Source organism: Pseudonocardia sp. CA-142604, assembly GCF_050948475.1.
Classification (GTDB): domain Bacteria; phylum Actinomycetota; class Actinomycetes; order Mycobacteriales; family Pseudonocardiaceae; genus Pseudonocardia; species Pseudonocardia alaniniphila.
This window is the reverse complement of the sequence record NZ_CP192045.1, coordinates 6,527,453-6,553,150: the sequence shown is the minus strand read 5'-3', so window position 1 is coordinate 6,553,150 and position 25,698 is coordinate 6,527,453. Positions and strand designations below refer to the sequence as shown.

Below are 25,698 nucleotides of genomic sequence, written 5' to 3'. Positions count from 1 at the left end.
GTCGCCGGACGGACGGTCAGAGCTCCGTGCTGCGCGGCGGGGTGGCGGTCCCGTGGATCCGCTCCGAATGGGCCGCGAAGGCGTCCACGGCCAGCTTCCTGATGATCGTGCGGGCGTCCGGCGGCATGTTCGCGATCGCGGCGTCGACGATTTCCGGGTCACCCTCGTACATCGCCATCCCGAACGCGAGGGGCAGCGACTCCGGGTCGACATCCGCGGATCCGGCCTGCACCATCCGGTTCCATTCCGCTGCCGTGATGTACCGCTCCATGAGCGGCACCACGTGCTCCTCCTCGGTGCGCATGTGGCCGGTGAGCAGTGGCAACAGCCGGTCGATGGCGCCGGCCAGCGCATCGCGGTCGGGAGAAGCCGCCGAGGCACGCCAGACCCGCGTGGCCGTGTCGACCTCGGACGCGGCGTCCTCGATCTCCTTGTGCTGACGCTCCATGAGCTCGAGAAGCGGAGCCGCCTCGGCCTGCCCGCGTTCGAGTAGCAGCGGCCAGCCTTGCTCGTCCTCGCCGCGGTGATGGTGGTGCAGGACGGTACTCACGCCCGTGATGTGATCGGCGACGATCTGCGCGCGGGCGGCGTCGCCCGCTGCCACGTCCCGAACCAGGCGCGGCATCAGCGTGAACTCGCGCCGGAACATGTCGTGGGGCATGAGCATCTCGCGGCGGTCGAAGTGAGCTTCGCTGGTGGTCACTGACGGTCTCCGTAGGCGGGCCGGTGTGCCGGAGGGGGAGCACACAGCATTGTGTGACCGTGTTGTACAACGCAGTTGTACCACGCGGGCGACGCCCGGCGATCACGCGCCGGGCGGGGGTCAGGGCGCCCGGTCAGGGGCATCCGGCGGGCGACGTTGCAGGCTCGGGGGAGGGCGCCCGCTCGTCCGCCATGAGGTCGAGCAACGCCAGTGCCGCCCGCCGGCCGCGTTCGCCGGACCAGTTGTCGGGGTCTTCCACCGTGGAGATGTTGAAGCCTCGTAGCAGCAGGTAGAGCAGGTCGGCGTTCAGGTTCGGATCAGCGACCCGCGCCTCCGTCAGCGCCGCGACCATCTCGTCGCGCTCCGCGCGGGCCTCGTGGCGGACCGCCCGGCCCACGGCTTCGTCCGATTCGCGCATCGCCAGCATCTCGACCCACATGCTGCGGAAGATGTTGTACCGGCCGGTTCCGGTGGTCCACCAGTCGATGAACGTGACAAGCCGCTCCCGGCCGGTCACGCCGGCGAGGACGGTCGCCAGTTCCGCGCGCCATTCCTGCTCGACCCGCCGGACGGCGTTGGCGAACAGCTCACCGCGCGTCCGGACGTAGTGGGTCACCTTGGTGGTGGAGCCGCCCAACCGGGCGGCGACCGTACGGATCGTCACGGCTCGCGGGCCGCCCTGCTTGGCCTGCTCGACCGTCGCCTCCGCGATCGCGTCCAATCGGGCTCGAGCGTCGACGTCCACCGGCATCTGCACACCCTAGGAGGTCGGTCGTGACGATCAACGGCGATCGGCCTCGGGGTGGGGGTGACGACCTCCGTGGTCTACACGGAAGCGTTCCCGGCCTGGGTGACCACAGCCGCGTGGTCGGCCAGCACACGGGACACCGCGGCCAGCGTCTGCTCAGGGGTGGCGCCGACAGCTTCCGCACGCCGGCAGTAGGCGACGGCGAGAGCGCGCAGGGCGGCGTCGACGTCCACCGGATCGCGCTCCCGGGGGATGACGACCGTGCCGCGTCTGCGGTCGCCGCGGACGTACCCGGCGCTCTCCAGCTCCTTGTAGGCGCGCATGACCGTTCCGGCGGCGATGCCGAGGTCGCCGGCGAGCTGGCGGACGGTCGGGAGGCGCTGCCCACCGGTCAGGGTCCCTTGCTCGATCAGGGCCGCGAGGCCGCGGCGCAGCTGGGCGTAGGGCGGCGTCGGGTCGTCGAGGTCGATCTCGACGACCGGGTCGGTGGTCACGCCGTTGCCGGTGCCGGGTTCGGCCGGCGCGTCCGGTCAGGGGTGACCAGGACGGCCGCCGACCAGGCGCCGACCGCGGCTTCCGCGGCGACCACGACCCAGAGGAGTAACCCGAGGATGTTCCAGGGCGCCCCGGCTCCTGCGAGGCCGGAAGCCGCGACCATCCCGGCCCCGCACAGCGCGGCCGCGGCCGCGACCCCGGCGGCGGCCAGGACGACGGTCGCCGAGCGCCGCCGCGCCCGCTCGTCCGCGACCACCGGGTCGGCAGCCCCGTCCGCGGTGACCGTCCGCGGTCGGGCGGCGATCCGGCGCAGGGTGATGGAGGTCATGATGAGGGTGAGACCGAGCGCCGCCAGCAGCGGCAGGGCGTAGTAGGCGCCCGGCCACAGGATGGTCCAGCCGCCGTACCGGGGATCGGGGTTGACGTTGTCCAGGGACAACCACCGGCCGGGACGGCCCTTGTCGTCGGCGTGGCCGAAGAACGCGGTGGTCGTGAGGAACCCGACGGCGACGGCGAACAGTGCGCACACGGCGATCAGCTGCGGCCGGTCGACGTACTGAGGGAAGTGTCGGGCCGCGAGGGTCGCCCGCCTGCGCGAGGCGGCGACCGGGCGGACGAGGAGCTCGGTGGCCAGCGACCCGGCGGCCATCACCAGGCAGAAGATCGGACCGGCGAGCAGTAGGCCGAGCGCGAAGCGGCCGTGCCACGCCCCGACGGCCGGCGCAACCGCGGCGATCACGAGGGCGCCCGCCACGAGCGCCGCCTGTCGGCCACGCCCGATCGGGCGCGCGGCGTCGCGGGAGCACCGTCGGCGCCGGGCAACGGAAACGATCATCACCAGCACCGCCCAGAGGATCAGTGTCCAGGCTCCGGCGAGGGTCTCCACAGCAGCTCCTGTATCAATCGAGTGACACAAAAGCTAGCCGAGTGCCTTGTTTGTGGCAATGGGGCGATACAAAGCGGCTCAAGATGTCGCGAGAGCCGGGCCGCCATCGCCGAGGCCCTCTCGTGAGAACGATCAATCACGCGGCGGTTCAGGGGATGACGCCTGCGCGTCGTGCGCTGTCGACGGCGGCGTGTCGAGAGTGGACGCCGAGCTTCGTCATCGCGCTGCGGAGGTAGCTCTTCACGGTCTCGCCGGTGAGGGCGAGACATTCGGCGATCTCGCTGTTGCGGCGCCCGACGGCTGCGTGTGCGAGCACGTCGATCTCGCGCGCCGACAGCGTCGTATCCCCCGCATCCGCGGGATCGCGCAGGGCGGCGACCAGCTGCTCCGCCAGATCCGCGATGCGTGCCCGTAGCGCCGGGTCGGGAACCGCGCCGCCGGCCGTGCGGAGCAGCGCGAACAGGTGTCGCGCTTCCTCCAGTTCGGCCCCGGCGGTCACGGTCGAGGTCACTGCATGAGGCCGTTCGCGCGTGCGGCGCTGACCGCGGCATGTCGGGAATGCACACCGAACTTGCGCATCGCCGAGCGCAACTGGGCTTTCACCGACGTGATCGACATCGTCAGCATGCCGGCGATCTCCTCGTTCCGGCAGCCGGCCGAGGCGAGGCCGAGGACGTCGAGCTCACGCGCGGACAGGGACGGTCCCGGCGTGCGACGACCATGGAGACGGGAGGCCTCCTGGAGGCGGCGGCATGCGGTCGCGATCTCTGCGCTCAGGTGGGGATCCTCGATCCGGGTGGCGAGCTCGGACACTTCGGCGACCAGCGAGCGGAGGTCGCCCCGGGAGCCCGTCGGCTCCGCGGTCGGCGCCCCGGTGCTAGGCGTTGCGAGCTCCTCGTCGTGGCGTGTCAGCTCCCGCGCCAGCGCCGACGCCGCGTCGCTGAGCTGTCCGATGGTGCGATCACCCAGCGGGCCGCGCCGGCGCAGAGCTCCGTAGAGGACGGCGCGTACCCCTCGCCCGGTCGAGACCGGGATGGCTACGAGTGACACGAGTCCCTCGGCGCTCACCTGCCGGTCGTAGTCGTGGCTGATGGTCTCGGCGGCGCTGTAGTCGTGAACCGACACCGGCTTGCCGAGTTGCACGGCTCGCCCGCCCAGCCCGGAGTCGCGAGCCACGAGCAGGCCGTCGAGGGCCCCGGTTCTCATGCCGGACGCCTCGTTGAGGACGACGCCCGCGGAGTCGACCGGCCCGGCGAAGACCACGGGCAGGCCTGTCAGCCTCCGGCAGCCGATGACGGTGCGCCTCAGTGCGGACTGGTGGGCGCCTGTGAACTGTGGCATTGCAGCTCCACTTCGTCGTGGCTGCACGTGCTCGTAGCTGCACAGTATGAACTCACTGACAGAGCGTCAACTGAGTGACGGTGTGGCCAGTGAGTCTCGGCCCGCGTCGTCCGCACGGAGCCCGTGCGTCCAGAGATCGAGCAGCACGTCGAGCATCACGTCCCGCTTGACGGGCCAGTGGCCGTCGACCCAGAGCCGGCAGAAGGTGCTCAGCTGGAGGATCAGCAGCTCCAGGCGGAGCTGCGCCTGTTCGCGGTCGGTGCCCGTCCAGCGGCCGAGATAGTGGGGCATCGCCTCGGCGCAGCGATCGAGGATCTTCGAGGCCGAGAGGTCCTCCAGGCCCGGGTCGATCGAGATGGCTTCGGCGGCGAACCGCAGCACGTCGCGGTGCCGCTCGAAGAAGCCGATGGCCGTGTCGAGCCACTGCCGCAGGGGTTCGCCGCCTGCCCCTTCGAGAGCGTCGAGCCGGCGGTAGAACTCCAGCGTCTCCGCCATCACGACCTGCTCGTACACCTCAACGACGATGCGAGCCTTGCCCTCGAAATGCAGGTAGAAGGTGGCCCGGCTGACTCCGACGGCCGAAGTGATGTCGTCGATCGTGGTGGGTCCGTAGCCCTTGGCCGCGAAGAGCTCGACCGCGGCGTCACGCAGCAGTCTGCGGGTCATCGCCTTCTGCTTGACCCGCATCGACGTGCGCGGCTCGGTCTCCTCTGGGCCGTCGGCGTGCATGCGGTGAGTCTACGGACGGTGTGCCGTCGCCCACCTTCGTCACTTTCGGGGGTACCCAGCCCCGATCAGATCTTTCTAGTCTTGATCGACGTGGGCGACAACCCGTGTTCTGCATTACGCGGAATGGCGCGATTCCGTCGTCGAAAGTGTGGGGGAAAGGGCGAGCGTGATCGAGGATCTACAGATCGACGGAACCGTCCGGCCTGGTTTCGAGGAGGTCCGCGAGGAGTTCGAAACGAACTTCCGGGAGCGCGGTGACGTAGGAGCGTCGCTCGCCGTCTACGTCCGGGGCGAGCTCGTCGTCGACCTCTGGGGAGGAATCGCCGACCCCGCAACGGGACGGCCGTGGGAGCGCGGCACCGTCGGCATCGTCTACTCGGCGACGAAGGGCGCCACCGCCGTTCTGGTCAACCGCCTCGCGGAGCAGGGCGTTCTCGATCTGGACGCGCCGGTGAGCCGTTACTGGCCGGAGTTCGCGGCGGAGGGCAAGGACCGGATCACCGTGGCGCAGCTGCTCAGCCACCAGGCCGGGCTCCCCGTGCCGTCCGAGCCGTTGACCCGCGACGAACTGCTCGCCGGCACGCCCGTCGTCGAGGTGCTGGCACGGCAGAAGCCGATGTGGGAGCCCGGTTCGGCGCACGGCTACCACGCTCTGACCTTCGGGTGGCTCATCGGTGAGCTGGTCAGCAGGGCGACCGGTCGTTCGCTGGGCACGGTGTTCGCCGACGAGATCGCCCGGCCCCTCGGCCTGGACTTCTGGATCGGGTTGCCCGCTGATCGCGTGGGCTCCGTCGCGCCGCTCATCGACGGCGTCCCCGACCCGGACGCCCTGGACGCCATCACCGACCCGGAGGTGAAGGAGCGCGTGCTGAAGGTCGTCGCGGCGATGAGCGACCCGTCGAGCATGTTCTCCCGCGCGCTCTCCACGAACGGCGCGCTTCCGACACCGCACGCGGAGACGTGGAACGCGCCGTCGGTGTACGCCGCCGAACTGCCGGCCGCCAACGGGATCACCAACGCCCGATCGCTCGCGCGTCTGTACGCCGCTTGCGTCGGGGAGGTGGACGGTCGGCGCGTGCTGTCCGAGGTCGCACTCGACCGGGCGCGCGTGGAGCAGGTGCGCGGCCCCGACGGGGTGATCGTCGGGGAGAGCCGGTTCGGGATCGGCTTCCAACTCAGCACGCAGACCGCACCCCTGCTGGGTGAGGGGTCGTTCGGGCACGCCGGAGCGGGAGGCGCACTGGGCTTCGGCGACGTCAGCTCCGAGGTCGGGTTCGGCTATGTGCAGAACCAGCTGGGAGCGTCGCTGACCGGAGAGCCCCGGACGGCAGCGGTGATCGACGCCCTGCGCCGAGCACTGGCCTGAGGTCGCTCACCACCAACAGGAGGTAGATCCGTGCGTGTCGGCATGACGATGTTCTTCCAGAACTACGCGGACTGGGATCGCTACGAGGCCAGGGAGCGAGGCGGGAACGCCCCGGATATCGACCCGCAGAGCGACGTCACACGCTACGAGGAGGAGCTCGACACGGCGCTTGCCGCGGAGGACCAGGGCTGGGACTCGCTCTGGACGGTGGAGCACCACATCAGCCCGTACACGATGATCCCGAACCCGGTGCAGCTCCTGTCGTTCATCGCCGGGGCGACCTCACGCATCGACGTCGGGACGATGGTCGTCGTCCTGCCGTGGCACCACCCGCTGCGGGTGGCCGAGGACATCACCACCCTGCAGTACCAACTGCGCGGCCGGACCCCGTACATCGGCTTCGGGCGCGGCGCCGCCCGCCGCGAGTTCCGCCAGCTCGGGTTCGAGATGGGGGAGTCCCGCGAGCGGTTCGACGAGGCGATCCAGGTGGTGCAGCTGGCGCTCACCCAGGAGTCGTTCAGCTTCCACGGGAAGCACTACGACTTCGACAACGTCACCATGCGCCCGCGGCCGAAGGACCCCCAGGCCCTGATCGACAACTTCCACTTCTCGTGGGGCAGCCCGTCCTCGGCACCCGTGGGCGCCCGGTACGGCCTCAAGCCCCTGATCATTCCGCAGCGGGCCTGGGCGGAGTACCACGCCGACCTCGAGGAGTTCGCCCGAGCTCGCGCCGAGGCGGGGCACGCGCCTGCGCGTCCGCGCATCCACATGAACGTCTTCTGCGGGGAGACCGAGCAGAAGGCCGAAGAGGGGGCTCGCCGCTACATCCCGCAGTACGCGGACAGCGCCCGGCGCAACTACGAGCTCGACAGCGATCATTTCAGGTCGACCAAGGGCTACGAGCACTACGCCGCCCAGTCCACGAACCTGAGGGGCACCGGCGACGCGGCCAAGGCCATGGGCGACGCGTACCTGGCCAACCACGTCTGGGGAACCCCCGAACAGTGCATCGAGAAGATGCGCGGCATCGCCGCGGCCTTCCACCCGGAGGAGTTCATGCTCGTGATGCGCTACGGGGACATGCCGCGGGACGTCGCTGCCGCGAGCACGGATCTGTTCGCCCGTGAGGTCCTGCCCGCCGTCCAGGCCGTCCCGCTCGAGGAGCCGATCGTCTACGGCGCCGCCGCCTCGATCTGACGTTCGGGGCTTCGCCGGTGTCGCCCTCCGCTGCGGCACCGGCGGCCGTCTCCTGCCGTGCCCGTGCGGGCACGAACGCCGAGCAACGTTGTGGAGGTACTTATGTCGACGGCAGCAGAAGCCCCGGCCGAAATGGCCGACATCGTGGTGATCGGTGCCGGGTTCAGTGGGATTTATGCGTTGCATCGTCTGCGTGGTCTCGATGCGAGGGTGGTGTGTTTCGAGGCCGGTGATGGTGTGGGTGGGACATGGTATTGGAACCGCTATCCCGGTGCTCGTGTCGACATCGAGAGCATGCAGTATTCCTATTCGTTCGACGAGGATCTGCAGCAGGAGTGGCGGTGGCCGGAGTACTTCTCGCCGCAGGAGGATCTCGAGACGTACGCCAATCACGTCGTGGACCGGTTCGGTCTTCGTGAGCAGATCCGGTTCTCCTCGGTGGTGAACCGGCTGCGCTACGACGAGGACGCGAACCGCTGGCATGTGCACACCGACCGGGGTCATCACGTCGTGTGCCGGTACGTGGTGGCGGCGACGGGCAGCCTGGACGCGACGAACATTCCGCGGTGGCCGGGTGTGGAGTCGTTCGGTGGGCAGTCTTATCACACGTCGAACTGGCCGAAGGAGGGCGTGGATTTCCGCGGGAAGCGGGTGGGGCTGATCGGGACCGGGTCGACGGGGATCCAGGTCACCCCGGTGGTCGCGGAGACCGCGGACCACCTCTACGTCTTCCAGCGCACGGCCAACTTCAGCATGCCTTCGCGCAACCGTCCGCTCGACCCGGACTACGAGCGGGAGTGGAAGGCCAACTATCCCGAGCGGCGCGCGAAGATGCTCAATAGTGTCTCAGCGGGTCTTTTCGACATGCCGGACCGGTCGATCTTCGACTTCACCCCCGAGGAGCGGGAGCGGATCATGGAGGAGGCCTGGAACTCGCGTAGCGGGTTCCGGCTCATGCGCTGCTTCACCGACACCGCTCGCGACATCGCGGCCAACGACATCCTGGCGGAGTTCGTCCGCAACAAGATCCGGCAGACGGTGCACGATCCTGATGTCGCCGAGTTGCTGTGCCCGAACACGCACCCCATCGGGACGAAGCGGATCTGCATCGACTCGGGGTACTTCGAGGCGTTCAACCGCGACAACGTCACCCTCGTCGACGTCCGGACGAACCCGATCACGGCCGTCACCCCCAGCGGCTTGGTGACGACGGCGGCGTCGTACGACCTGGACATCCTCATCTACGCCACCGGCTTCGACGCCATGACGGGCTCGTTGACCCGCATGAACGTGACCGGTGTCGGGGGCAGGGATCTTCGTGACAAGTGGCGGGACGGGCCGACGAACTATCTGGGGTTCCTGGTTGCGGGGTTCCCGAACCTGTTCATGATCCACGGTCCGGGCAGCCCGTCGGTGCTGGCGCAGATGATCACCGGTGGGGAGTGGCAGGTCGACTGGGTGGTGCGGTTCATCGAGAACATGGAGAAGGACGGCCGGACGCGCGTGGACACCACCCCCGACTGGGAGGACCGCTGGGCGGTGGAGATGGAGAAGGCGGCCGACATGACGCTCTTCAAGCGGGCCAACTCGTGGTACATGGGCGCCAACATCCCCGGGAAACCGCGCGTGTTCATGATGTACGTCGGCGGCTTCGACCAGTACATCCGACGATGCACCGAGCAGGTCGACGCCGGATACGCAGGCTTCGTGCGGACCGCATAGTCCGTCGGCCAGGAACGGTCGGGCACGGTGATGGGGTTGCCGCAGTTGTTGGGCTGGTTGCCGGCCACTGAACTGCCGATGAGCGTGACCCACGCCGCCTGGCGACGCACGGCCGGCGTGACCAGACTGGTATTTCTATACCGACACGTGCTAGGTTTCGGTATAACTATACCGATACTGGTGACGTGAGGTATTCGTGATCGAACTGAAGACGCCTGCGGAGATCGAACGCATGCACGCGGCCGGGTGTTTCGTCGCCGAGGTGCTCTCCGAGGTCGGCCGGCTCGCCGACGTGGGAGTCAACCTTCTGGACCTGGAGCATCACGCGCGCGGCATGATCAAACGACGCGGGGCTGAGTCGTGCTACTGGGACTATGCGCCCTCCTTCGGCAAGGGCCCGTTCCGCAACGTCCTCTGCCTGTCGGTGAACGACGCGGTCCTGCACGGCCTACCCCACGACTACACGCTGCGCGACGGGGACGTGCTCAGCGCGGACCTTGCGGTCAGCGTCGACGGCTGGGTCACCGACTCGGCGCGCACGGTCGTCGTCGGGACGGCCGCCGAGGAGGACCTGCGGATCATCCGCGCCACCGAGGAAGCGTTGGAGGCGGCGATCGAGGTGGCGCGTCCGGGCAACCGCCTGGGTGATATCTCGGCGGCGATCTGGGCGGTGGCCCGCGACTATGGCTATCCGGTCAACACCGAGTTCGGTGGTCATGGTCTCGGTCGCACCATGCACGAGGACCCCCATGTTTCGAACAAGGGCCGGGCAGGGCGCGGGCTCACGCTCCGGCCGGGCCTGACCCTCGCGCTTGAACCCTGGTTCGCCCGTACTACCGACCGGATCGTTTACGACGCCGACGGCTGGACAATCCGGTCGGCTGACGGCTCGCGTACCGCCCATTCTGAGCACACGGTGGCCATCACCGAGGACGCCCCTGTGGTGCTCACCCGGCGTGAATCAGAGCACCCCGCAGGGCTGGGTGGTTCTGCCGATCGCCTACGGAGGGACTGCTAGCACTGAGCCTTCGCCAACTTGACGTCGGACCTGGTCAGTCAGCGGGCGTCCGGCGGGGCGTGACCTCCTGCCTCCACGCGGTGATCGTGAGCTCCCAGCACAACCGCCCGTCCACGCCGGTGGACGCGGGCCGTCCGGGGCCGGAGCCGCGGAGGGTGGCGGTGGTCCCGACCATCGGCTCGATGCCGATCGACCGGTAGGGCCGTGCTGCAGGCCATCCGCCGAGGTTGCGCCACAGCAGCAGCGAGCATGTCGCGGCCGGGTCGCCTGCTGTGACGCGCCAGCGCAGGACGAGAGCGTCCGGACCGTCGACGACCGCGGCCCTGCTGCAGCCGGGCAGTACTGCCGCGATGGCCGTGCCGTCGTCGGGGCCGAGCCGGTCCAGGGGCGACCCGCCCGTCCCGGCCGGCCAGGGCAACACGGCCACGGCCCCGTCGACGGGGTGGTCGAGCACGTGCGCGGTGCGGGCCTCGGGAACGTGTAGGCGCGCCGCGGGCGAGAGGTCGAGCAGGGCGTGCACCGCGTGAACGAAGGGGGAGCCGGGCGGTCCCGTCACGGTGTAGTCGACGGTGAGCGACCCGTCGGCGCGCATCCGCCGGGCAAGGCACAGATCGCCGGCTCGGACCTGTTGCCTGCCCTCGTCCGCCGTCCACGGTTGCGACCAGGCGGCACCGTGGTCGGGTTCGCCGCGCACGGTGGGGAAGCACTCCTCGACCCCGCCCGCGTCGACGAACGCCGCGCCCGCCGAGACCGTGCCCCTCGCCGCAGCCACCTCCGGGTCGGGGTTGCGCCACAACCACTCCCGTTCGGGAACTCCGCCGCTCGCTGCGGAGCGCAGGGCGGTCCAGCGCCCGCCCATGCCGAGGTCGGTCCGGACCGTGAGGGGCCGGGGCCGCCACGCCGGATCGTCCGGGGGCCAGACATCGGCCCGCGTCACGGCAGCCGGTCCAGGACGACGACGTCGCAGTCCGGGGCCAGCGCGAACGGCACGGGCACCCCGGCGCCGGTGAGTTCGCGGCCGGCCAGCACCCCGCACTCGACCGCGACTGCGCCGGCGTGCACCCGGTAGCGGGCCTCGTCGCGAAGCCCGGCGAGCGGCAACCGCACGGGCACGTCGTCACGGCACGCACCCGGCCGGGCCGTGACGAGCACGACGACGCGCGAGGCGTCCTCCGCGGTGTACTGCACGGCGTACACCGGGTCGGACGGACTGCCGTGGCGGCGAACCACACCGGTGTGCACGACCTCGCGGATATCGCGGTAGAGGGCCACCAGCTCACGCGCCCTGGCACGCGTCGGCTCGCCCCAGGCCAGCAGGTCGGCGCCGATGCCGAGCACCCCGGCCATCGCGACGACGAACCGGAACTCGAGGCTCGCGGGCGCCGTGTCGAGGCGGTCGGGCTCGTCGGTGACCCACGAGCTCATCACGTGCGGCGGGTACGCCGTCAGGAACCCGTGCTGGACGGCGAGGCGGTCGCGCGGGCCGGTCTCGTCGCTCGGCCAGACCACATCGGACAGAGCGAGCACTGCGTTGTCGACCCTCCCGCCGCCCCCGGCGCAGGCCTCCACCGTGACGTGCGGGAACTCCTCGCGCAGCAGCGTCATCAGTCGGTGGTAGGCGCGGGCGTGCTGCAGTGACCACTCGCGCCCCCGAGGGTCGCCGGGCCTGCCGCCGTCGCTCACCGCACGGTTCATGTCCCACTTGAGGTAGCTGACGGGGTGCTCGGTGAGCAGCCGGCGCAGCATCGCTGCGGCCCACTCCTCGACCTCCGGCCTGCCCAGGTCGAGCACGTACTGGTTGCGCATGGTCGTCAGCGGCCGGTCGCCCGCGCGGTAGACCCAGTCGGGGTGGGCGCGGAACAGGTCGCTGTCGGGGTTCACGGCCTCCGGCTCGACCCAGAGCCCGAACCGCATCCCGCGGTCGAGCACACCCTTCACCAGCGGCCCGAGCCCTTCGGGGAACTTCGCCGGGTCGGCGTACCAGTCGCCGAGTCCTGCGCGGTCACTGGTGCGGCCGGTGAACCAGCCGTCGTCGACGACGAACACCTCGACTCCGACGTCCGCGGCCACGTCGGCCAGTGCCAACTGGTGCTCGACGCGGACGTCGAAACCGGTGGCGTACCAGGAGTTGTAGACGATCGGCCGGTGCTCCGGCCCGGTGCTGCGGGCGAGCCGGCCGCGCTGGTACTCGTGCCACGCATCGGCGAGCCCGTCCAGGCCGCCCGGGCTCCACGCTCCGAGCAGGTGTGGCGTCTCGAACTCCTCGCCGGGCGCGAGCGTGATCACGGCGGTCTCGTCGTCGGCGCCGCCGCTGACTCGCACGACGTCACGGAACGGGACGGCGTCGACGACCATGCGCCACGACCCGCTCCACGCCAGCGAGACGCCGTACGCCTCGCAGCCGTCGTCGCAGTCGCGGGCCCGTAAGGCGACGACTGGTGAGTACAGGTGCGAGGTGATGCCCTGCCGGCTCCCCAGGCTCAGCTGACCGGCGGGCAGGTCCACCTCGGCCGGGGTGAACTCCCGCGACCACGTGCCGACCAGCTCCGCCACCCGCGCACCCGGCCCGACGGGCACGTTCCAGGCGGCGCCGAACGCCCTGGTCAGGTGGAGGTCTCCGGCCGTGCGGAGGGAGCGCACCCGCGCCCACCGCTCGACGACGTCGTGTGCCCGCGACGTGCGCACATGCAGCGCCACCTCGATGCCCGCGTCCGCATCGCGCAGCAGCGCCGTCAGTGCGGCGTCTCGCCCGTCGTCGGTCACGTCCACCGAACCGGGAACCAGCCGCAGCAACGCGCCGTCCACGCCGTCGGGTCCCTGCACGAGCAGTTCGGCGAACTGGGCGTGCCGGGTGCCCGCCGCGGCGAACTCGAGCGGGACCTTGTCGGCCGGCGCCTCGAACGGGGTGCGGGCCGGGGGAGCGAACTCGCGCCGCTGCCCTGGAGCGCCCCAGTGCCTCGGGACGAGACCCGCGTCCGTCTCGGCCACGACGTACACGGACCGGGCCGTCGGGAGTTCCCACTCCGTCACTTGTTCGACCCCACCAGAAGACCCGAGACGAACTGCTTCTGGAAGACGAAGAACACGATCGCCGTGGGCACGGCGGCGACGAGCGAGCCCGCCGCGATGACGTTCCACGAGTTGGAGAAGCCGCCCTGCAGGTTGAGCAGAGCCGCGGTGATGGGGAACTGCGCCTCGGTCCGCAGCACGGTCATCGCCCAGATCAGATCGTTGAAGATCCACGTGGTGGCGAGCGCCGCGAGTGCGGCGAGCGCGGGACGGCACAACGGCAGCACGATGCTCCAGAACGTGCGGCCCGACCCCGCCCCGTCGAGGAGCGCGGCCTCGAAGACCTCGGTCGGCAGCGCCCGCATGAACCCGTGCAGGACGAACGTGTAGAAGCCCAGCCCGAAGCCGACCTGCACGATCACCAGCGCGAACAGCGTGTCGTAGATGCCCAGGTCCTGCGCGATGCGCGAGACCGGGATGAGCAGGATCTGCGGTGGGAGCAGGTTCCCCGCCAGCATGATCAGCAGGAGCGTGCGCCGGAACGGAATGCGGAACCGGCTGAGCGCGTAGGCCGCGGCGGACGCGAGCGCCAGCGACGCCGCCACGGCGAACACGGTGACGATCGCGCTGTTGGCGAGCGCGCGGGCCACCCTGCCGTCCGCGAGGGCGCCGGCGAAGCCGTCGAGGGACAGGCTTCCCGGCAGCGCACCGAGCCCGCGGGCGGCGATGTCGTCGAAGTTCCGCAGCGCGATGAGGAGCACGAAGATGATCGGTGCGAGCCACAGGATCGTGAACGGGATCATGACGACGTGGAACCACGGCGACCGCGAGTCGGGCGTCCTGCGGGCCGGGCGCGGTGCCTGCGTGGAGGTCACGACGGCCATCTCAGTTGTCCTCCGCACGTGCCTGGCGGGCGAGATAGGTGATGATGAACGCGATCGCGAGAAGGAAGATCACCACGGCGATCGCGGACCCGTAGCCGAGGTTCACCAGCGTGAATCCCTGCTGGAACATGTACGTCGACAGCAGCTGGGTGGTGTTGTAGGGCCCACCGCGGGTCATCGCCCACACGATGTCGAAGGTGCGCAGCGAGTCGATCACCGTGACCGCGAAGACCACCGTGTTGACGCCTCGCAGCTGCGGCATCACGATCCGCCAGAACCGCTGCCACGCGTTCGCGCCGTCGACGGCCGCGGCCTCCTCGAGCGTCGGGTCCGTGCCCTTCAGCCCGGCCAGGTACAGCACCATGATGTAGCCGACCTGCCGCCAGACGGCGGCGATCAGCACCGCGTAGAGCGCGGTGTCGGGGTCGGCGAGCCACTGCCGCTGCAGCCAGTCGAGACCGAGCGCGCCGAGGCCGGCGTCGATCGGCCCGTCCGGCTGGTACATCACGCGCCAGAACAGGCCCGTCACCGCGAGCGAGATGACCATCGGCAGGTAGATCGCGCTGCGGTAGAACCCCACACCGCGCCCGGGCCGGTTGAGAGCGACCGCGAGCGCCAGCCCCCCGACGACGGACAGACCGCCGAACCCGATCACCCAGATCACGTTGTTGCGCAGCGCGGTGAGAAAGATCGGGTCGGAGACGAGCCGCTGGTAGTTCTCGAGGCCGACCGGCTGCGCCGCGCCGACGCCCTTCCAGCTCGTGAAGGACAGCGAGAAGCTGTTCATCGCAGGCCAGAACACCCAGAACAGCTCGACGGCGAGCGGCACCAGCAGAAACACCCACACGAGCAGCGGAACCCGGCGCAACGGCCCACCGCGATCCCGTCCGGCGGTGCCACGCGTGCCCCGTGCGGCACGCGGTGGCGCCTGTTGCAGCGCCGTCATGACGAGAAGACCTGCTGGGCGGCCTGCTGCCACTGGCGTTGGATGCCGCGGATGTCGGAGGGGTTCGCGATGAACTGCGTCAGCGCGGCATCCGCGGTGGTCTGCAGGGCGTCACTGGAATCGCGGTTGAAGAACTGCGTGATCTCGTCGGTCTCGTTGAGCAGCTGGATGCCCTTCTTCACCAGTGGACTGAACCGCGCCGTGTCCACGTCCGGCGAGGTGGGCAGGTTCGACGATCCCGACTTCTCGATGTAGGACTGCTGCGCAGGCGCCGACGCGAGGTAGGACAGCAGCGCCTTGGCGCCCTCGGGGTTCTGGCTGTTGGCAGCGGCGAAGAACCCGTCGGTGGGGGCCTCCTCGGCGCTGGGGACGGACGGGTCGATCGTCGGCACCGAGAAGAAGTCGAGATCGTCGCGCTGGTCCTCGGGGAAGTACTCCGTGCAGAACGCCCCGACCAGATACATCGCAGCCTCGTTGTTGACCATGGGAGTGACGGCCTGCTGCGCGTCCCAGGAGGTCTGGTTGGGGTGGAAGTAGGGCACGAGCCGGGCGTACTGCTCCAGCACGGCGGTGACCTGTGGGTCCTCGAACGAGTGCTTCCCCGCGAGGAGTTCACGATGGTAGGTGGCGCCGTTGATCCGCAGGTCGAGGTAGTCGAACCAGCCCGACGACATCCAGGCCGTCGACCCGATGCCGTTGGTGAGCGGGTGGATGCCGCGGGCCTTGAGGTTGTCGCACAGCGCGATGAAGTCGTCCCACGTGGTCGGTGGCTGCACGCCCCACTGCTGGAATGCCGACTTCTTGTAGAAGATCGACCACCAGTAGTAGTTGGTCGGTACGAAGATCGCCTTGCCGTCCGCGGACGTCGACAGGGCGCGCAGGGCGTCGGAGAAGCCGGCGCACGATCCGCCGGGAGCCCATAGCTCCGACACGTCGAGCAGCAGCCCCTCCTCCGCATAGGAGTTCGCGACAGATCCCGCGTACCAGCCGAGCACGTCGGGGGGCGTGGCGCTGGACAGGTACGTCGAGAGCTGGGCCCGGAACTGCTCGGTGGCCACCGAGTTCAACGTGACCGGCTGCCCGTCGAAGGCGGCGACCACGCTCTCCAGCGCCGCCTTCGGCCCGGCGTCCTGGATCCACGACTGCAGGGTCAGCGTCGTGGACCCGCCACCGCCGCCTGCTCCGCCACCGGCGCCGGAGCCGACGCAGCTCGCGAGCAGCGGCACGGTGGTCAGGCTCGCAGCGCCGAGCAGGAACGAGCGACGGGAGAACGATGGCGTGGTCATGTGCAACCTCCAGCGCGCCGTCGTTGGCGCGGGTCGGGGATCAGGCGGATCGCGGGGCGGGCTCCCGTGCCGGGAACTCGGGGGACGGGAGAGCGGACGTAGGCGGCGCGGGCGCCGTGGCGAACAGGGCGTTGCACTCCTGCTGGAGCGCGACGTCGGACCACATGGGGTGCTGCGGCGCGGCGTTGGAGCACACGACCGTGCCCCAGGCGCCGATGCGGCGGGCGTGCGCCACGGCCTGGCGGCAGATCTCCGCCCCGACCGGGCCCTCCTCGAACGTCCCGTGCAGCGGGGTGTAGCCGACCCAGCCCTCGCCGAGGACGACCGGGACGTCGTGGGCGGCCGCCCAGTCGGCGGCCACGTCGAACCAGAACGCCAGCTTCTCGGCCATGGCGATGCGGTGCTCGCCGTAGTGGTCGTAGAGCCAGCGGTCGAAAGCCACCGGGTCGGCCCAGTCGTGGACGTACGCCTCCACGGCCGAGACGATCGTGGCGTCGAGGCGCCAGCGGTGCGGAGCGGGCACCGTCCACTCGGCGGCGGGCGGCGCCCCGGGCCGTAGCAGGTGGGCGGCGGCCGTCTCCTGCCGGAACTCCGCGACGGGCCTGCGCAGGCCGAACTCGTCGATCAGCGCGCCGAGCACGCCGTAGATGTAGGGGTGGACCGCGAGAACGTCGACGTTCTCCGGGATGCCGCGCATGCTGTCGTGCGGCACGCGCGCGTAGTTGACGGTGCAGCGGCGGCAGGGGTGGCGGCGGTGGAACTCGTCGATCGCCTCCGCGAGGAGCGGCCGCAGCGCCACCACGGCGTCGGCGTCGGTGGGAAGGCCTTCGGTGAGGTGCCCGACCTGCACCTCGTTGTGGATCTCGGTGAACGCCACGCGGTCGTCGAGGCCCTCGGCGACGAGCAGGTCGAGAAGGTCGGCGTGCGCGGCCGCGAGCCGGCGTGGACGCTCGGCGGGCGGCACCGCGCGCAGGGCGTCCCACCAGGCCGGATCGGCCGCGAACGCAGAACTCTGCTGGTACTCCCACGACGAGACGATCACGAAGCAGTCGTGCCGACGGGCCGCGCGGAACAGGGCGAGCAGGTGCTCGCGGGCGTCGATCGTCGTGGGCGCCTTCACGTCGTACCAGCGCATCCGCTGGGCGAAGTCGCCACCCAGCGGCCCGAGCGTCAGCGCCGACGTGTCGAGCCCGGAGCCGAACAGCAGGAACGGCATCGCGCAGATCCGCACCGTGTTGTAGCCCCGCTCGACGGCCTGTGCGAAGGCGGCGTCGAGATCGGCGAACGGCTCGCCTTCTCCGGTCCGCACGTACCAGGAGAAGTCCCACAACGTGATGGTCAGGCGGTCGGGGAGAGTGTGCATCTCAGGCCTCCAGGACGCTCGACGGGCTGGGAGCGGCGATCGACGCCAGCAGTTCGAGGGCATCGACATGGTGCGGATCATCGGTCAGCAGCTCGCCGAGCCATTCCCGGGCGGCGCCCTCGTCGTCGTCGAGGACGGCGAGCTGGGCGCGCAGGAACGCGACGCGCCGTCGCTGCACGACGTCGGCGTCCTCGGTGAAGAGCAACATCGACGGCAGCGAGGTGGCGAAGTAGTCGACGGTGGCGGGAGTCGCGGCGAGCATTGCGCAGAACCCGCGCAGCGCGTCGGCGAGGTCCCTGGCCTCGTCCTCCCGCCCGAGCCTGCGCAGCGCGAGCACGGACGCCACGGTCGCCTCGGAGTAGGGCTGGGTGCTCATCACCAGGAAGTCGCCCTGCTGCGCGGCCGCTAGCTCCCACGCCGCCGCGGCAGCCTCGCGGTCACCCGCGGCCGACAGGGCGTCCCCGCGTAGCAGCTGAAGCGCAGCCGTGCTCGCGAGCGGGTGGCGGGCCTCGCCGAGTGAGAGCGGCGGGTCGAGCGCCGCGTCGAGCAGCGCGACGGCCGCCCGCCCGGCATCGACGCCGCCCGCGGCGAGCTCGTGCTGCGCCTGCAGCCGGGCGAGCCGGTCCCACACCCGCAGCACCTCGCCCTCGCCGCCCTCCCACGGCTGGAAGGTGCGGGCGAGCAGCAGCGACCGGGTCTCGTCCAGGCGTCCCGCGGTGAGCAGCAGGTGGGCCAGTGCGACCGTCGCGTCGTCACGGGACTCGACGAGCTCGCGCGCGTCGAGCAACCGCGCCAGCCGCCGGTCCGGGGCAACGCCGCGGCGCGCGTCGAGCTGGTCGCTCTCGAACAGCAGTCGCGCGTCGGAGCCCGCGACGGCGAGGGCGCGGTCGTAGGCCTCGCGCGCGAGCTCGGCGTCCCCGAGGTGGTTGTGGGCGGCGAGCCCGAGGTTGCGCCAGACGACGGGGTCGGTCGGGTCGAGCTCGCTGCTCGCGCGCCACGCCGCGATCGCGTCGGCCGGGCGGTCGTGCGCGTAGAGCCAGTGCCCGAGCAGAGCCCGCGCCCTGGCGTCCTCCAGGTCGACGGCCACTACGCGCTCCACTGTGAGTGCGTCGTCGAGCCGGGCGGGGAAGCACCAGGTGGCGTCGGCCTTGCGCGCCCGCTCACGAGCCTGCCGAGCGTCCTCGGCCCGTCCGAGCCGCTCGAGCACGGCGGCGCGGTGATAGTCCAGCATCGGCGCCGCGGCTGTCTGCCCTGTCGCGCGGTCCGGGTCGCGCTCGGCCGCGAGGTCGAGCATCCGCAGAGCCGCGTCGAGCTCGCCGACGCCCGCGTGCTCGATCGCGACGTCCAGACAGGTCTGGGCGTCAGCGGTGACGGGGAGCCCGAGCACGTCGCGGGTCCACCAGTCCAGGGGGTCGATGGCGAGCGTGGCACGGGCGATCGCATCGGCATGCTCGTGGCGACCCGTCCGGCGCAGCACGATCACGCTCAGCGCGCGGGCCTGCAGGTGCTCGGGCTCGACGCGCAGCACGTCCTCCAGCCGGGAGAACGCCGCCTCGTCGCGCCCGGCGGCGGCGTCGAGGCGCGCCATCCGGTAGCCGGCAGCGGCCCGCCACGGACGGGTCCAGGAACTGGTGGCGAACGCCGCGTACGCCTCGTCCGGCCGGCCTTGCCGCTCCAGCACCAGGCCGAGCGCGTAGTGCGCGGTGGTGTCCTGCGGGTTCGCGTTGTGCCTGGTCAACCGCGCGACCGCGGCCCGCAACAGGGACTCCGCCTCGGCGAGGTCGCCACGCCGGTACGCCCTGGCGGCGAGTCCGACGCTGCTTGCGACGTGGCCGGGATCGCGGTGCAGCGCCTCGCGCCAGTACGCCTCCGGTGAGCGGGTGGCGTGCCGGTACTGCTCGAGATGCGCGCCGATCACCGCGAGTTCCTCGACGGTCGCGACGTCCGCAGGCGCCGCAGGTTCGTGCGCCGGAACGACGTCACCGTCCGGGTCCGGGACGAGGGAATCCCAGGTCACGAGCTCGGCGCCGGCGTGCAGCACGCGCAGCCGCAGCCGACCCGCCGCGTGCGCGGGCGAGAGCGCGACCCGGCGCAGCCACGGCCGGCCCGGCGCGACGTCGGCGACCTCCTCGGCGACGACCCGGCCGTCGCCGTCCTCGAACCGCAGGACACAGCCGTCGCGTTCGGCTGTGGTCGCGAGGCCGACGTGCGCGCCCTCCGGCCCGACGTCCACCCGCACGGCGGCGTCGACGGTGGCGGCGTGCGCCGGGCCGATCTCCTGGATCGGGTACCAGACCTGCGAGAACACCTTCGTCTCGCCGGGTGCGATGAACGCGAAGTCGGGTTGGTTGTCGGTGAAGACACCCGCCATCAGCTCGACGTAGGCGCCCCCGTCGTCGCTCAGGTTGCGATCCCACGCGTGGCCGAAACCGGCGTCGCCCCACGTCCACTGCTTCTTGCCCACGGAGAGAAAGCGGTCTGCGACGTGCACGAAGCCCGCCCGGGCCGCATGGTCGTACCCGCCGAAGAAGCCCTCCCGGCTGCCGACACACATGTACGAGGTGGGCACGGGGATGTTGCGGTACCAGTCCAGACGATCGCCGCGGACCTCGACGCCGTCTGCGGCAACGCCCACGTGATCGTGGCGGCCCGGGTAGTCGACGCCGTAGTAGGGCCGGTCGGCGGCCGGGAACGCGGTGACGGCGCGCCGCGCGTGGTCGGCGACGACGCGGACGTCGCGCGGGAAGAACGACTGGTAGTGCGGCCCGACACGGGCGGCGACGTTCGCCCACCACAGGAATGTCTGGGTCTGCTCGCTGCGGTTGTAGAGCCGCACCCGCAGTTCGAGCGTCGCGCGGTCGGGTCGCAGCCGGATGCCGTGCATGCCCTTCATCCGCGTGAACGGGTCGTGGTCGGAGCACCACACGGTGACCGCGCCGTCGGGCTCGTGCTCGACCTCGACGTCGGTGGGCAGGAACGTCGCCGGGCGATGGTGCTGCGGCCAGTTGAACTCCACGCCGCCCGCGATCCACGGGCCCGCGAGTCCCACGAGCGCCGGCTTGATCACCGGGTTGCGGTAGAAGAAGTCGTAGCCCGAGCTGCGGTCGTGCCCCACGTGGATCCGGCCGCCCAGCTCGGGCAGCACGAGCACCCGCAACCACCTGTTCTCCAGGTGCACCGCCGCCCACTCGACGGGCGCCTTCACGGGGCTGATCCGGTCGTGGAACGGCAGCGGGTAGACGCGGCCGGAGGAGCCCTGGTAGACGCGGTGATCCAGGTAGGCCGGGTAGCGGTCGGGCGGTTCCGGGAGGTAGCTGTCGATCGTCAGCAGATCCCGCCAGACCGCCACTCCGGCGTCCGCCTGTTCGGCAGGGCGGGATGGGAGCTGCAGTCGTGACTCGCCGTCGAGCATGCGGAGACGCTACGAGCGGACGCGCCTCGCCTGCATAGGCGAATCGACCGAGTTACCTGGACGATTCGACGGTCGGGGGTACGGTGCCGACGTGCTGCTGCCCGATGGCTTCCCCGGCCAACGGCTGCGCGTGCTCCCACGCCCGCTCGTTTCGTCCGCATTGCGGCAGCCGCCGACGGCGGGCCTCCTCGTCACCGACGCCGGCTACTTCCCCCGCGCGGCGAACCACGGCCGACGCCGCCCGCAAGGCGCCGGCGAGGCCGTCGTCATCGTCTGCACCGACGGGATCGGGAGGTGCCAGGTGGGGGAGCGGACCACCGTCGTCGCGCCGGGCTACGCCCTCGTCCTGCCGCCGCGGCTGGCCCACACCTACTGGGCTGATCCCCGCAACCCATGGACGATCTGGTGGTTGCACGCTGCCGGCTCACAGGTGCCGGAGCTGCTCTCGGTGGTCACCGAGGAAGGGCGCGAGGGCCTCGTCGAGCTGCACGACACCTACCGCGCAGTGTCCACCATCGATGATGCGATCGGGTTCCTGGAGCGGGACGAGACCTTCCCCAGCCTCATCTCCGCCTCGGGCGCGGGGTGGGGGCTGCTGGCGCAGCTGGCAGCCGATGCCGTGGGCGGCGGGTACCAGCGCACCGAGCCGATCCGCCAAGCCCAGGAGCACCTGCGTCGCAATTTCGCGAAGCCGGTGAGCGTGCCGGAGCTCGCCCGCACGGCCGGGCTGTCGCCCTCGCATTTCTCGGCGCTCTTCCGCGCCGCGACCGGCGGTGGCGTCGTCGAGTACACCAAGCGCCTGCGGATGGCGCGGGCGCGCGAACTCCTCATCACCTCGTCTCGGGACATCGGCGACATCGCGACGGCCGTCGGCTACACCGATGCGTTCTACTTCTCGCGCCAGTTCCGGACGGTCCACGGATGCAGCCCCACCGACTACCGCAACGGGAACAGGGGAGCGTGAGCGCGGCGCCGACCGTCAGCGTGACCGACGAGGACTTCGGGTGTACGGGGTGGATGCGTCACGAACAACGTCCTGAGTCACGACACCTAGGAACAGCCGAACACAGTGCTGAAGCTGCCACAGTTGTTGGGCTGGTTGCCGGCCACGGACGTGGCGCTGAGCGTGACCGTGCCGTCCTCCCGGAAGATGCCGCCGCCGTCGGCACCGCTTCCCACCGCTCGGTTATTGACTACCGAGACGCCCTGCAGGGTGGTGGTGCCGCCGAGGTCGTTGTCGATGCCACCGCCGCGGGCGTTCGTGCCCATCGCGGTATTGCCGACGATCGGGCTGTTGGTGACGTTCAGCGTGCCCGCATTATTGATCAGGCCACCGCCTCGCGCGGTCGCGCCGTTGGCGATGTTGTTGATGATCGGGCTGCCGGTCAGCGTCACGGTGACCTGGTTGTACATGCCGCCGCCTTGCGCATTCGGCCCAGTCGCGTCGTTGCCGTCGATGCGGGTGTTGGTCAGGGTGGCCGACCCGCCGGTGATGGCGATTCCACCGCCCGTCGCGGTCACATGATTGCCGATCACGGTGCTGCCGTTGAAGGTGGTCGTGCCACCCAACGCGTTCTCGAGGCCACCACCCTCCAGGGCCGTGTTATGGCTGAGCGTGCTGGTGTTGATCACCACCGTGCCACCCAGATTGGCGATCCCGCCCCCGGTGAAGGTCGCTGTGTTGCCTGTGGCAGTGCTGGCGGAGAGCGTCAGGCCGGCGGCGCTGTCGACAAGGATCGCGCCACCGTGGGTGGAGGAGCGGCCATTGCTCAGTGTCATGGCATCCAGGGTGAGGTTGCCTGACGGGTCGACCTGAAAGAACCGGAAGTCCGTCGCCGACGAGCGGGTGATCGTCGCGCGGTTACCGTTGATCCGAATCGGGGTGGTGATGATCGCCAGGCCGTTGTCGGGGTTGTCCGGTGTGGTGAGCGTGTAGGTGCAGCCAGGAGTGAGGCTCAGGGTGCCGCCACCGGCCGTGTCGGCATTCGCAACCGCGCTTTGGAGCGCGGCGCCATTGCACGGCACAAAAGTCTGTGCGAACGCGGTGGCGGGCAGGCCCAGCAGCACGCCGCTCACTACAACCGTTCCGGCCACGAATCGACGAGCGCGCATGCAGGACCGTCTTTCATTCTCCAGGGCGCGTGCCCTGCGATCAGCTGGACGGCGAGCACGCTAACGACGGACCCTGTGCATACGAGCTGCCTCGCAGTAGCAGTCATTCGATAGAAACTCCGGGTTCAACCCCCGGAGGGACTGCCGGTCGCTGCGGACCCAGCGGGCATCGATCTCGTGATCAGGAAGTGATCAGTAGCCGGAAGGTCGGCTCATGTCGAGTGAATGCATGAGTGCAGGGAAGCGGTCCAGCTCCTTCTCCAGGCGGGCGGCGGCCGCTTCGAGCAGCGGTAGTCGCGATGCCACGAAGTCGGCGCTGGTCATGTATCCCGATGCGATGGCACAACTGATCCCGGCCACCGCGGCGCCGTCCTTCATGACCGGATAACCGATCACGGTGATGCCGATGTCCAGCTCGTCGACGACGAGCGCGTACCCGTCGTCGCGGGCCGTGCGCAAGCAGGCCCGCAGCTCGTCCTCCGAGGTCACGGTGTGCGGCGTGCGGGGCGTGAGCTCTGCTGCGGCGAAGAACTCCTCGAGTCGTGACTCGGGTTCGAAGGCGAGGATCGCGCGCCCGGTGCCCGAGACGTAGGCCGGCACCCGGCTGCCCGGGGTGACCGCGAACCGGAGCAGGCGCTCGGTCTGCACGTGGCAGAGATGGATGATGTCGACGCCGTCCAGCGCCGTCAGGGAGACGCTGTCGCCCGTGCTGTCGCGGATGTGCTGCAGGTGGGGCTGTGCGATCTCGGCGAGGTTCATGGAGTCGAGGTAGGTGGCTGCGAGCTCCATGACGCGCGGGGTGAGCACGAACTTCCTGTCGACCTGCGTCAGGTACCCGAGCTGAACCAAAGTCAGCAGGAACCGGCGCGCGACCGCGGGGCTGAGTTCGGAGGCGGCGGCGACCTGGCTCAGCGTCATCTCGGGCGACTCGGGTCTGAAGGCCTTGAGGACCGTCAACCCGCGCGCGAGCGACGTCACGAACTGCTCCTTGTCGACGGTTGACATGCCGACCACCTCACTCCTAGCGTCCGACATGATCCGCCAGGCGAAAAGTTATTCGCTGAGCGAAATCATGTCAAGCCCCAACGAGGAGGCGCACGTGCGTAGGACGGGTCACCGGCTTTACCGGCTGTCGTGGATCGGAGTCGGCTGAGATGGCGACCCTCACGGGACGGGTCACGACGGCTGTCTCCATCGGGACCGTGATCGAGTGGTACGACTTCTTCCTCTACGGCACGGCGGCCGCGCTCGTCTTCCCGCAGCTGTTCTTCCCCGCGGCCGACTCCGTCGTCGGTTCGCTGCTGTCCTTTGCCACGTTCGCCACCGGGTTCGCCGCGCGCCCGCTCGGCGGCGTCCTCTTCGGACACCTGGGTGACCGCGTCGGCCGGAAGAAGGTACTGGTCGTCACGCTGATCATGATGGGGATCGCGACCGTCGGGGTCGGCGTGCTGCCGACCTACGGCCAGATCGGCATCGCGGCCCCGGTCCTGCTCGTCGTGCTGCGGATCGTCCAGGGTCTCGGAACGGGCGGCGAGTGGGGTGGTGCTGCTCTCATGACCAAGGAGAACGGAAGCTCACGCCCGGGGTTCTGGGGCGCCTTCCTGTCGAGCGCGGTGTTCGCGGGGCTGATCCTCGGCTCGCTGGCCTACACCGCGCTGTCGAGCGTGCTCACCGACGACCAGCTGTTCGGCTGGGGATGGCGCATCCCGTTCCTGGTGAGCATCCTGCTCGTGGGCGTGGGGCTCTGGATCCGCCGGGAGCTGCCGGAGACCGCCGAGTTCGAGCAGGTCACAAGGGTCGAGGGGCAGGAGAAGGCCCCGGTGGTCGAGGCGCTGCGCCGCCCGCGCAACGTCATCGCGATCTTCCTGATGCGCGTCGGGCAGAACACCACCTTCTACATCGTCTCGGTCTTCGTGCTGAGCTACGCGACCGCGACGCTGGGCATGACGCGTTCGTCGATCCTGATGGCGACGGTGGTCGGCGCGCTGGTGGCCTGTGTGCTGTGCCCGCTCTACGGCCACCTCGGCGACCGGTTCGGGTTCCACCGGGTCATGATCGTCGCGCTGCTGGTGCAGGCGGCGTTCGTGTTTCCCTTCTTCCTGCTCGTCGATTCCCGCGACGTCACCTTGGTCGTGGTCGCGGTCACGATCGGGATCGCCGGGGGTGCCGCTGCGTCGGATGCCATCCAGCCGGCCTACTTCACCAGCATGTTCGGTACGAAGATCCGCTTCAGCGCCGTCTCCATCGGCCGCGAGGGCGGCACCGTCGTCGGCGGTGGGCTCGCGCCGCTGATCGCCGCCGGGCTGCTTGCCTGGCAGGGCGGAGAACCGTGGGCCGTCGCCGGCTGGATGCTCGTGACGAGTCTGCTCGGGATCGGTGGGGTCCTCCTCGCCCGCCCCCATGCCGCAGGTCGCTCACGCCCGATCGACGTGCCCGGCCGTGCTGCCACCACCGACTCTGCGGGGGCCTGACAGCGTGGGC

At 70.3% G+C, this 25,698-nt stretch carries 22 protein-coding genes; 6 read left to right on the top strand and 16 right to left on the bottom strand.

Annotated elements, in window-relative coordinates; genetic code table 11:
* Positions 1-16 precede the first annotated feature (16 nt).
* From ACQPZQ_RS29655 to ACQPZQ_RS29625, 7 genes are all read right to left on the bottom strand, one after another.
* Positions 17-703, bottom strand: coding sequence for a hemerythrin domain-containing protein (locus ACQPZQ_RS29655; protein ID WP_433286156.1), 687 nt, complete (start codon positions 701-703; stop codon positions 17-19).
* A gap of 133 nt (positions 704-836) precedes the next feature.
* Complete coding sequence (locus ACQPZQ_RS29650; RefSeq protein WP_433286155.1) at positions 837-1,454, bottom strand: TetR/AcrR family transcriptional regulator; 618 nt, start codon at positions 1,452-1,454, stop codon at positions 837-839.
* Positions 1,455-1,528: 74 nt separating this feature from the next.
* Positions 1,529-1,945: a GntR family transcriptional regulator gene (locus tag ACQPZQ_RS29645; protein WP_433286153.1), complete on the bottom strand. Its 417-nt coding sequence runs from the start codon at positions 1,943-1,945 to the stop codon at positions 1,529-1,531.
* Positions 1,942-2,832, bottom strand: coding sequence for a hypothetical protein (locus tag ACQPZQ_RS29640; protein WP_433286151.1), 891 nt, complete (start codon positions 2,830-2,832; stop codon positions 1,942-1,944). Before ACQPZQ_RS29640 ends, ACQPZQ_RS29645 begins: the two co-directional genes overlap by 4 nt.
* A gap of 148 nt (positions 2,833-2,980) precedes the next feature.
* A complete protein-coding gene (locus ACQPZQ_RS29635) occupies positions 2,981-3,343 on the bottom strand; it encodes a response regulator transcription factor (protein ID WP_433286149.1) in 363 nt (120 codons plus the stop codon).
* Positions 3,340-4,173, bottom strand: a complete 834-nt coding sequence (locus tag ACQPZQ_RS29630) for a LuxR C-terminal-related transcriptional regulator (RefSeq protein ID WP_433286147.1) — start codon at positions 4,171-4,173, stop codon at positions 3,340-3,342. The genes ACQPZQ_RS29635 and ACQPZQ_RS29630 overlap by 4 nt, the downstream gene beginning before the upstream one ends.
* 66 nt (positions 4,174-4,239) lie before the next feature.
* Positions 4,240-4,902, bottom strand: a complete 663-nt coding sequence (locus ACQPZQ_RS29625) for a TetR/AcrR family transcriptional regulator (RefSeq protein ID WP_433286145.1) — start codon at positions 4,900-4,902, stop codon at positions 4,240-4,242.
* Positions 4,903-5,068: 166 nt separating this feature from the next.
* Between ACQPZQ_RS29625 and ACQPZQ_RS29620 the strand changes: the two genes are divergently transcribed.
* From ACQPZQ_RS29620 to map, 4 genes are all read left to right on the top strand, one after another.
* Positions 5,069-6,268 (top strand): serine hydrolase domain-containing protein, encoded by a 1,200-nt coding sequence (locus tag ACQPZQ_RS29620; RefSeq protein WP_433286143.1) that lies wholly within the window; start codon positions 5,069-5,071, stop codon positions 6,266-6,268.
* A 30-nt stretch (positions 6,269-6,298) separates the two neighbouring features.
* The gene (locus ACQPZQ_RS29615; protein ID WP_433286141.1) at positions 6,299-7,465 is read left to right on the top strand and encodes an LLM class flavin-dependent oxidoreductase; all 1,167 of its coding nucleotides are present in this window, start codon (positions 6,299-6,301) and stop codon (positions 7,463-7,465) included.
* A 102-nt stretch (positions 7,466-7,567) separates the two neighbouring features.
* Positions 7,568-9,187, top strand: coding sequence for a flavin-containing monooxygenase (locus ACQPZQ_RS29610; RefSeq protein WP_433286140.1), 1,620 nt, complete (start codon positions 7,568-7,570; stop codon positions 9,185-9,187).
* Between the two features lie 196 nt (positions 9,188-9,383).
* Entirely contained in the window at positions 9,384-10,205 is an 822-nt protein-coding gene (gene map, locus ACQPZQ_RS29605; protein ID WP_433286138.1) for a type I methionyl aminopeptidase, read from the top strand.
* A gap of 34 nt (positions 10,206-10,239) precedes the next feature.
* On the opposite strand, the gene ACQPZQ_RS29600 is transcribed toward map, so the two are convergent.
* From ACQPZQ_RS29600 to ACQPZQ_RS29570, 7 genes are read right to left on the bottom strand one after another with little or no spacing between them, the layout of a single operon-like run.
* A complete protein-coding gene (locus ACQPZQ_RS29600; protein ID WP_433286136.1) occupies positions 10,240-11,142 on the bottom strand; it encodes a hypothetical protein in 903 nt (300 codons plus the stop codon).
* Positions 11,139-13,235, bottom strand: coding sequence for an alpha-galactosidase (locus ACQPZQ_RS29595; RefSeq protein ID WP_433286134.1), 2,097 nt, complete (start codon positions 13,233-13,235; stop codon positions 11,139-11,141). The genes ACQPZQ_RS29600 and ACQPZQ_RS29595 overlap by 4 nt, the downstream gene beginning before the upstream one ends.
* A complete protein-coding gene (locus tag ACQPZQ_RS29590; RefSeq protein WP_433286133.1) occupies positions 13,232-14,098 on the bottom strand; it encodes a carbohydrate ABC transporter permease in 867 nt (288 codons plus the stop codon). Before ACQPZQ_RS29590 ends, ACQPZQ_RS29595 begins: the two co-directional genes overlap by 4 nt.
* Position 14,099: 1 nt before the next feature.
* A complete protein-coding gene (locus ACQPZQ_RS29585) occupies positions 14,100-15,044 on the bottom strand; it encodes a carbohydrate ABC transporter permease (RefSeq protein ID WP_433286131.1) in 945 nt (314 codons plus the stop codon).
* Positions 15,041-16,330, bottom strand: a complete 1,290-nt coding sequence (locus ACQPZQ_RS29580; RefSeq protein WP_433286129.1) for an ABC transporter substrate-binding protein — start codon at positions 16,328-16,330, stop codon at positions 15,041-15,043. The genes ACQPZQ_RS29585 and ACQPZQ_RS29580 overlap by 4 nt, the downstream gene beginning before the upstream one ends.
* Before the next feature lie 40 nt (positions 16,331-16,370).
* The gene (locus tag ACQPZQ_RS29575) at positions 16,371-17,693 is read right to left on the bottom strand and encodes a cellulase-like family protein (RefSeq protein ID WP_433286127.1); all 1,323 of its coding nucleotides are present in this window, start codon (positions 17,691-17,693) and stop codon (positions 16,371-16,373) included.
* A gap of 1 nt (position 17,694) precedes the next feature.
* The gene (locus ACQPZQ_RS29570) at positions 17,695-21,105 is read right to left on the bottom strand and encodes a DUF5107 domain-containing protein (RefSeq protein ID WP_433286124.1); all 3,411 of its coding nucleotides are present in this window, start codon (positions 21,103-21,105) and stop codon (positions 17,695-17,697) included.
* A 91-nt stretch (positions 21,106-21,196) separates the two neighbouring features.
* Between ACQPZQ_RS29570 and ACQPZQ_RS29565 the strand changes: the two genes are divergently transcribed.
* A complete protein-coding gene (locus ACQPZQ_RS29565; RefSeq protein ID WP_433286123.1) occupies positions 21,197-22,069 on the top strand; it encodes a helix-turn-helix domain-containing protein in 873 nt (290 codons plus the stop codon).
* Between the two features lie 86 nt (positions 22,070-22,155).
* Here ACQPZQ_RS29565 and ACQPZQ_RS29560 read toward each other — a convergent pair whose 3' ends face one another.
* Positions 22,156-23,181 carry a hypothetical protein gene (locus ACQPZQ_RS29560; protein ID WP_433286121.1) on the bottom strand — a complete coding sequence of 342 codons (1,026 nt, stop codon included), beginning with the start codon at positions 23,179-23,181 and terminating at the stop codon, positions 22,156-22,158.
* Positions 23,182-23,409: 228 nt separating this feature from the next.
* Positions 23,410-24,222: an IclR family transcriptional regulator domain-containing protein gene (locus ACQPZQ_RS29555; RefSeq protein WP_433286119.1), complete on the bottom strand. Its 813-nt coding sequence runs from the start codon at positions 24,220-24,222 to the stop codon at positions 23,410-23,412.
* Between the two features lie 149 nt (positions 24,223-24,371).
* Here ACQPZQ_RS29555 and ACQPZQ_RS29550 point away from each other — a divergent pair, with 149 nt between their 5' ends.
* Complete coding sequence (locus ACQPZQ_RS29550) at positions 24,372-25,688, top strand: MFS transporter (RefSeq protein WP_433286117.1); 1,317 nt, start codon at positions 24,372-24,374, stop codon at positions 25,686-25,688.
* Positions 25,689-25,698 lie beyond the last annotated feature (10 nt).

Excerpts from the sequence above, each read along its gene's own strand:
- ACQPZQ_RS29650 (WP_433286155.1), bottom strand. The coding sequence starts at position 1,454 with ATGCCGGTGGACGTCGACGCTCGAGCCCGATTGGACGCGATCGCGGAG.
- ACQPZQ_RS29630 (WP_433286147.1), bottom strand. The coding sequence starts at position 4,173 with ATGCCACAGTTCACAGGCGCCCACCAGTCCGCACTGAGGCGCACCGTC.
- ACQPZQ_RS29625 (WP_433286145.1), bottom strand. The coding sequence starts at position 4,902 with ATGCACGCCGACGGCCCAGAGGAGACCGAGCCGCGCACGTCGATGCGG.
- ACQPZQ_RS29610 (WP_433286140.1), top strand. The coding sequence starts at position 7,568 with ATGTCGACGGCAGCAGAAGCCCCGGCCGAAATGGCCGACATCGTGGTG.
- ACQPZQ_RS29590 (WP_433286133.1), bottom strand. The coding sequence starts at position 14,098 with ATGGCCGTCGTGACCTCCACGCAGGCACCGCGCCCGGCCCGCAGGACG.
- ACQPZQ_RS29585 (WP_433286131.1), bottom strand. The coding sequence starts at position 15,044 with ATGACGGCGCTGCAACAGGCGCCACCGCGTGCCGCACGGGGCACGCGT.
- ACQPZQ_RS29580 (WP_433286129.1), bottom strand. The coding sequence starts at position 16,330 with ATGACCACGCCATCGTTCTCCCGTCGCTCGTTCCTGCTCGGCGCTGCG.
- ACQPZQ_RS29575 (WP_433286127.1), bottom strand. The coding sequence starts at position 17,693 with ATGCACACTCTCCCCGACCGCCTGACCATCACGTTGTGGGACTTCTCC.
- ACQPZQ_RS29570 (WP_433286124.1), bottom strand. The coding sequence starts at position 21,105 with ATGCTCGACGGCGAGTCACGACTGCAGCTCCCATCCCGCCCTGCCGAA.
- ACQPZQ_RS29555 (WP_433286119.1), bottom strand. The coding sequence starts at position 24,222 with ATGTCAACCGTCGACAAGGAGCAGTTCGTGACGTCGCTCGCGCGCGGG.
- ACQPZQ_RS29550 (WP_433286117.1), top strand. The coding sequence starts at position 24,372 with ATGGCGACCCTCACGGGACGGGTCACGACGGCTGTCTCCATCGGGACC.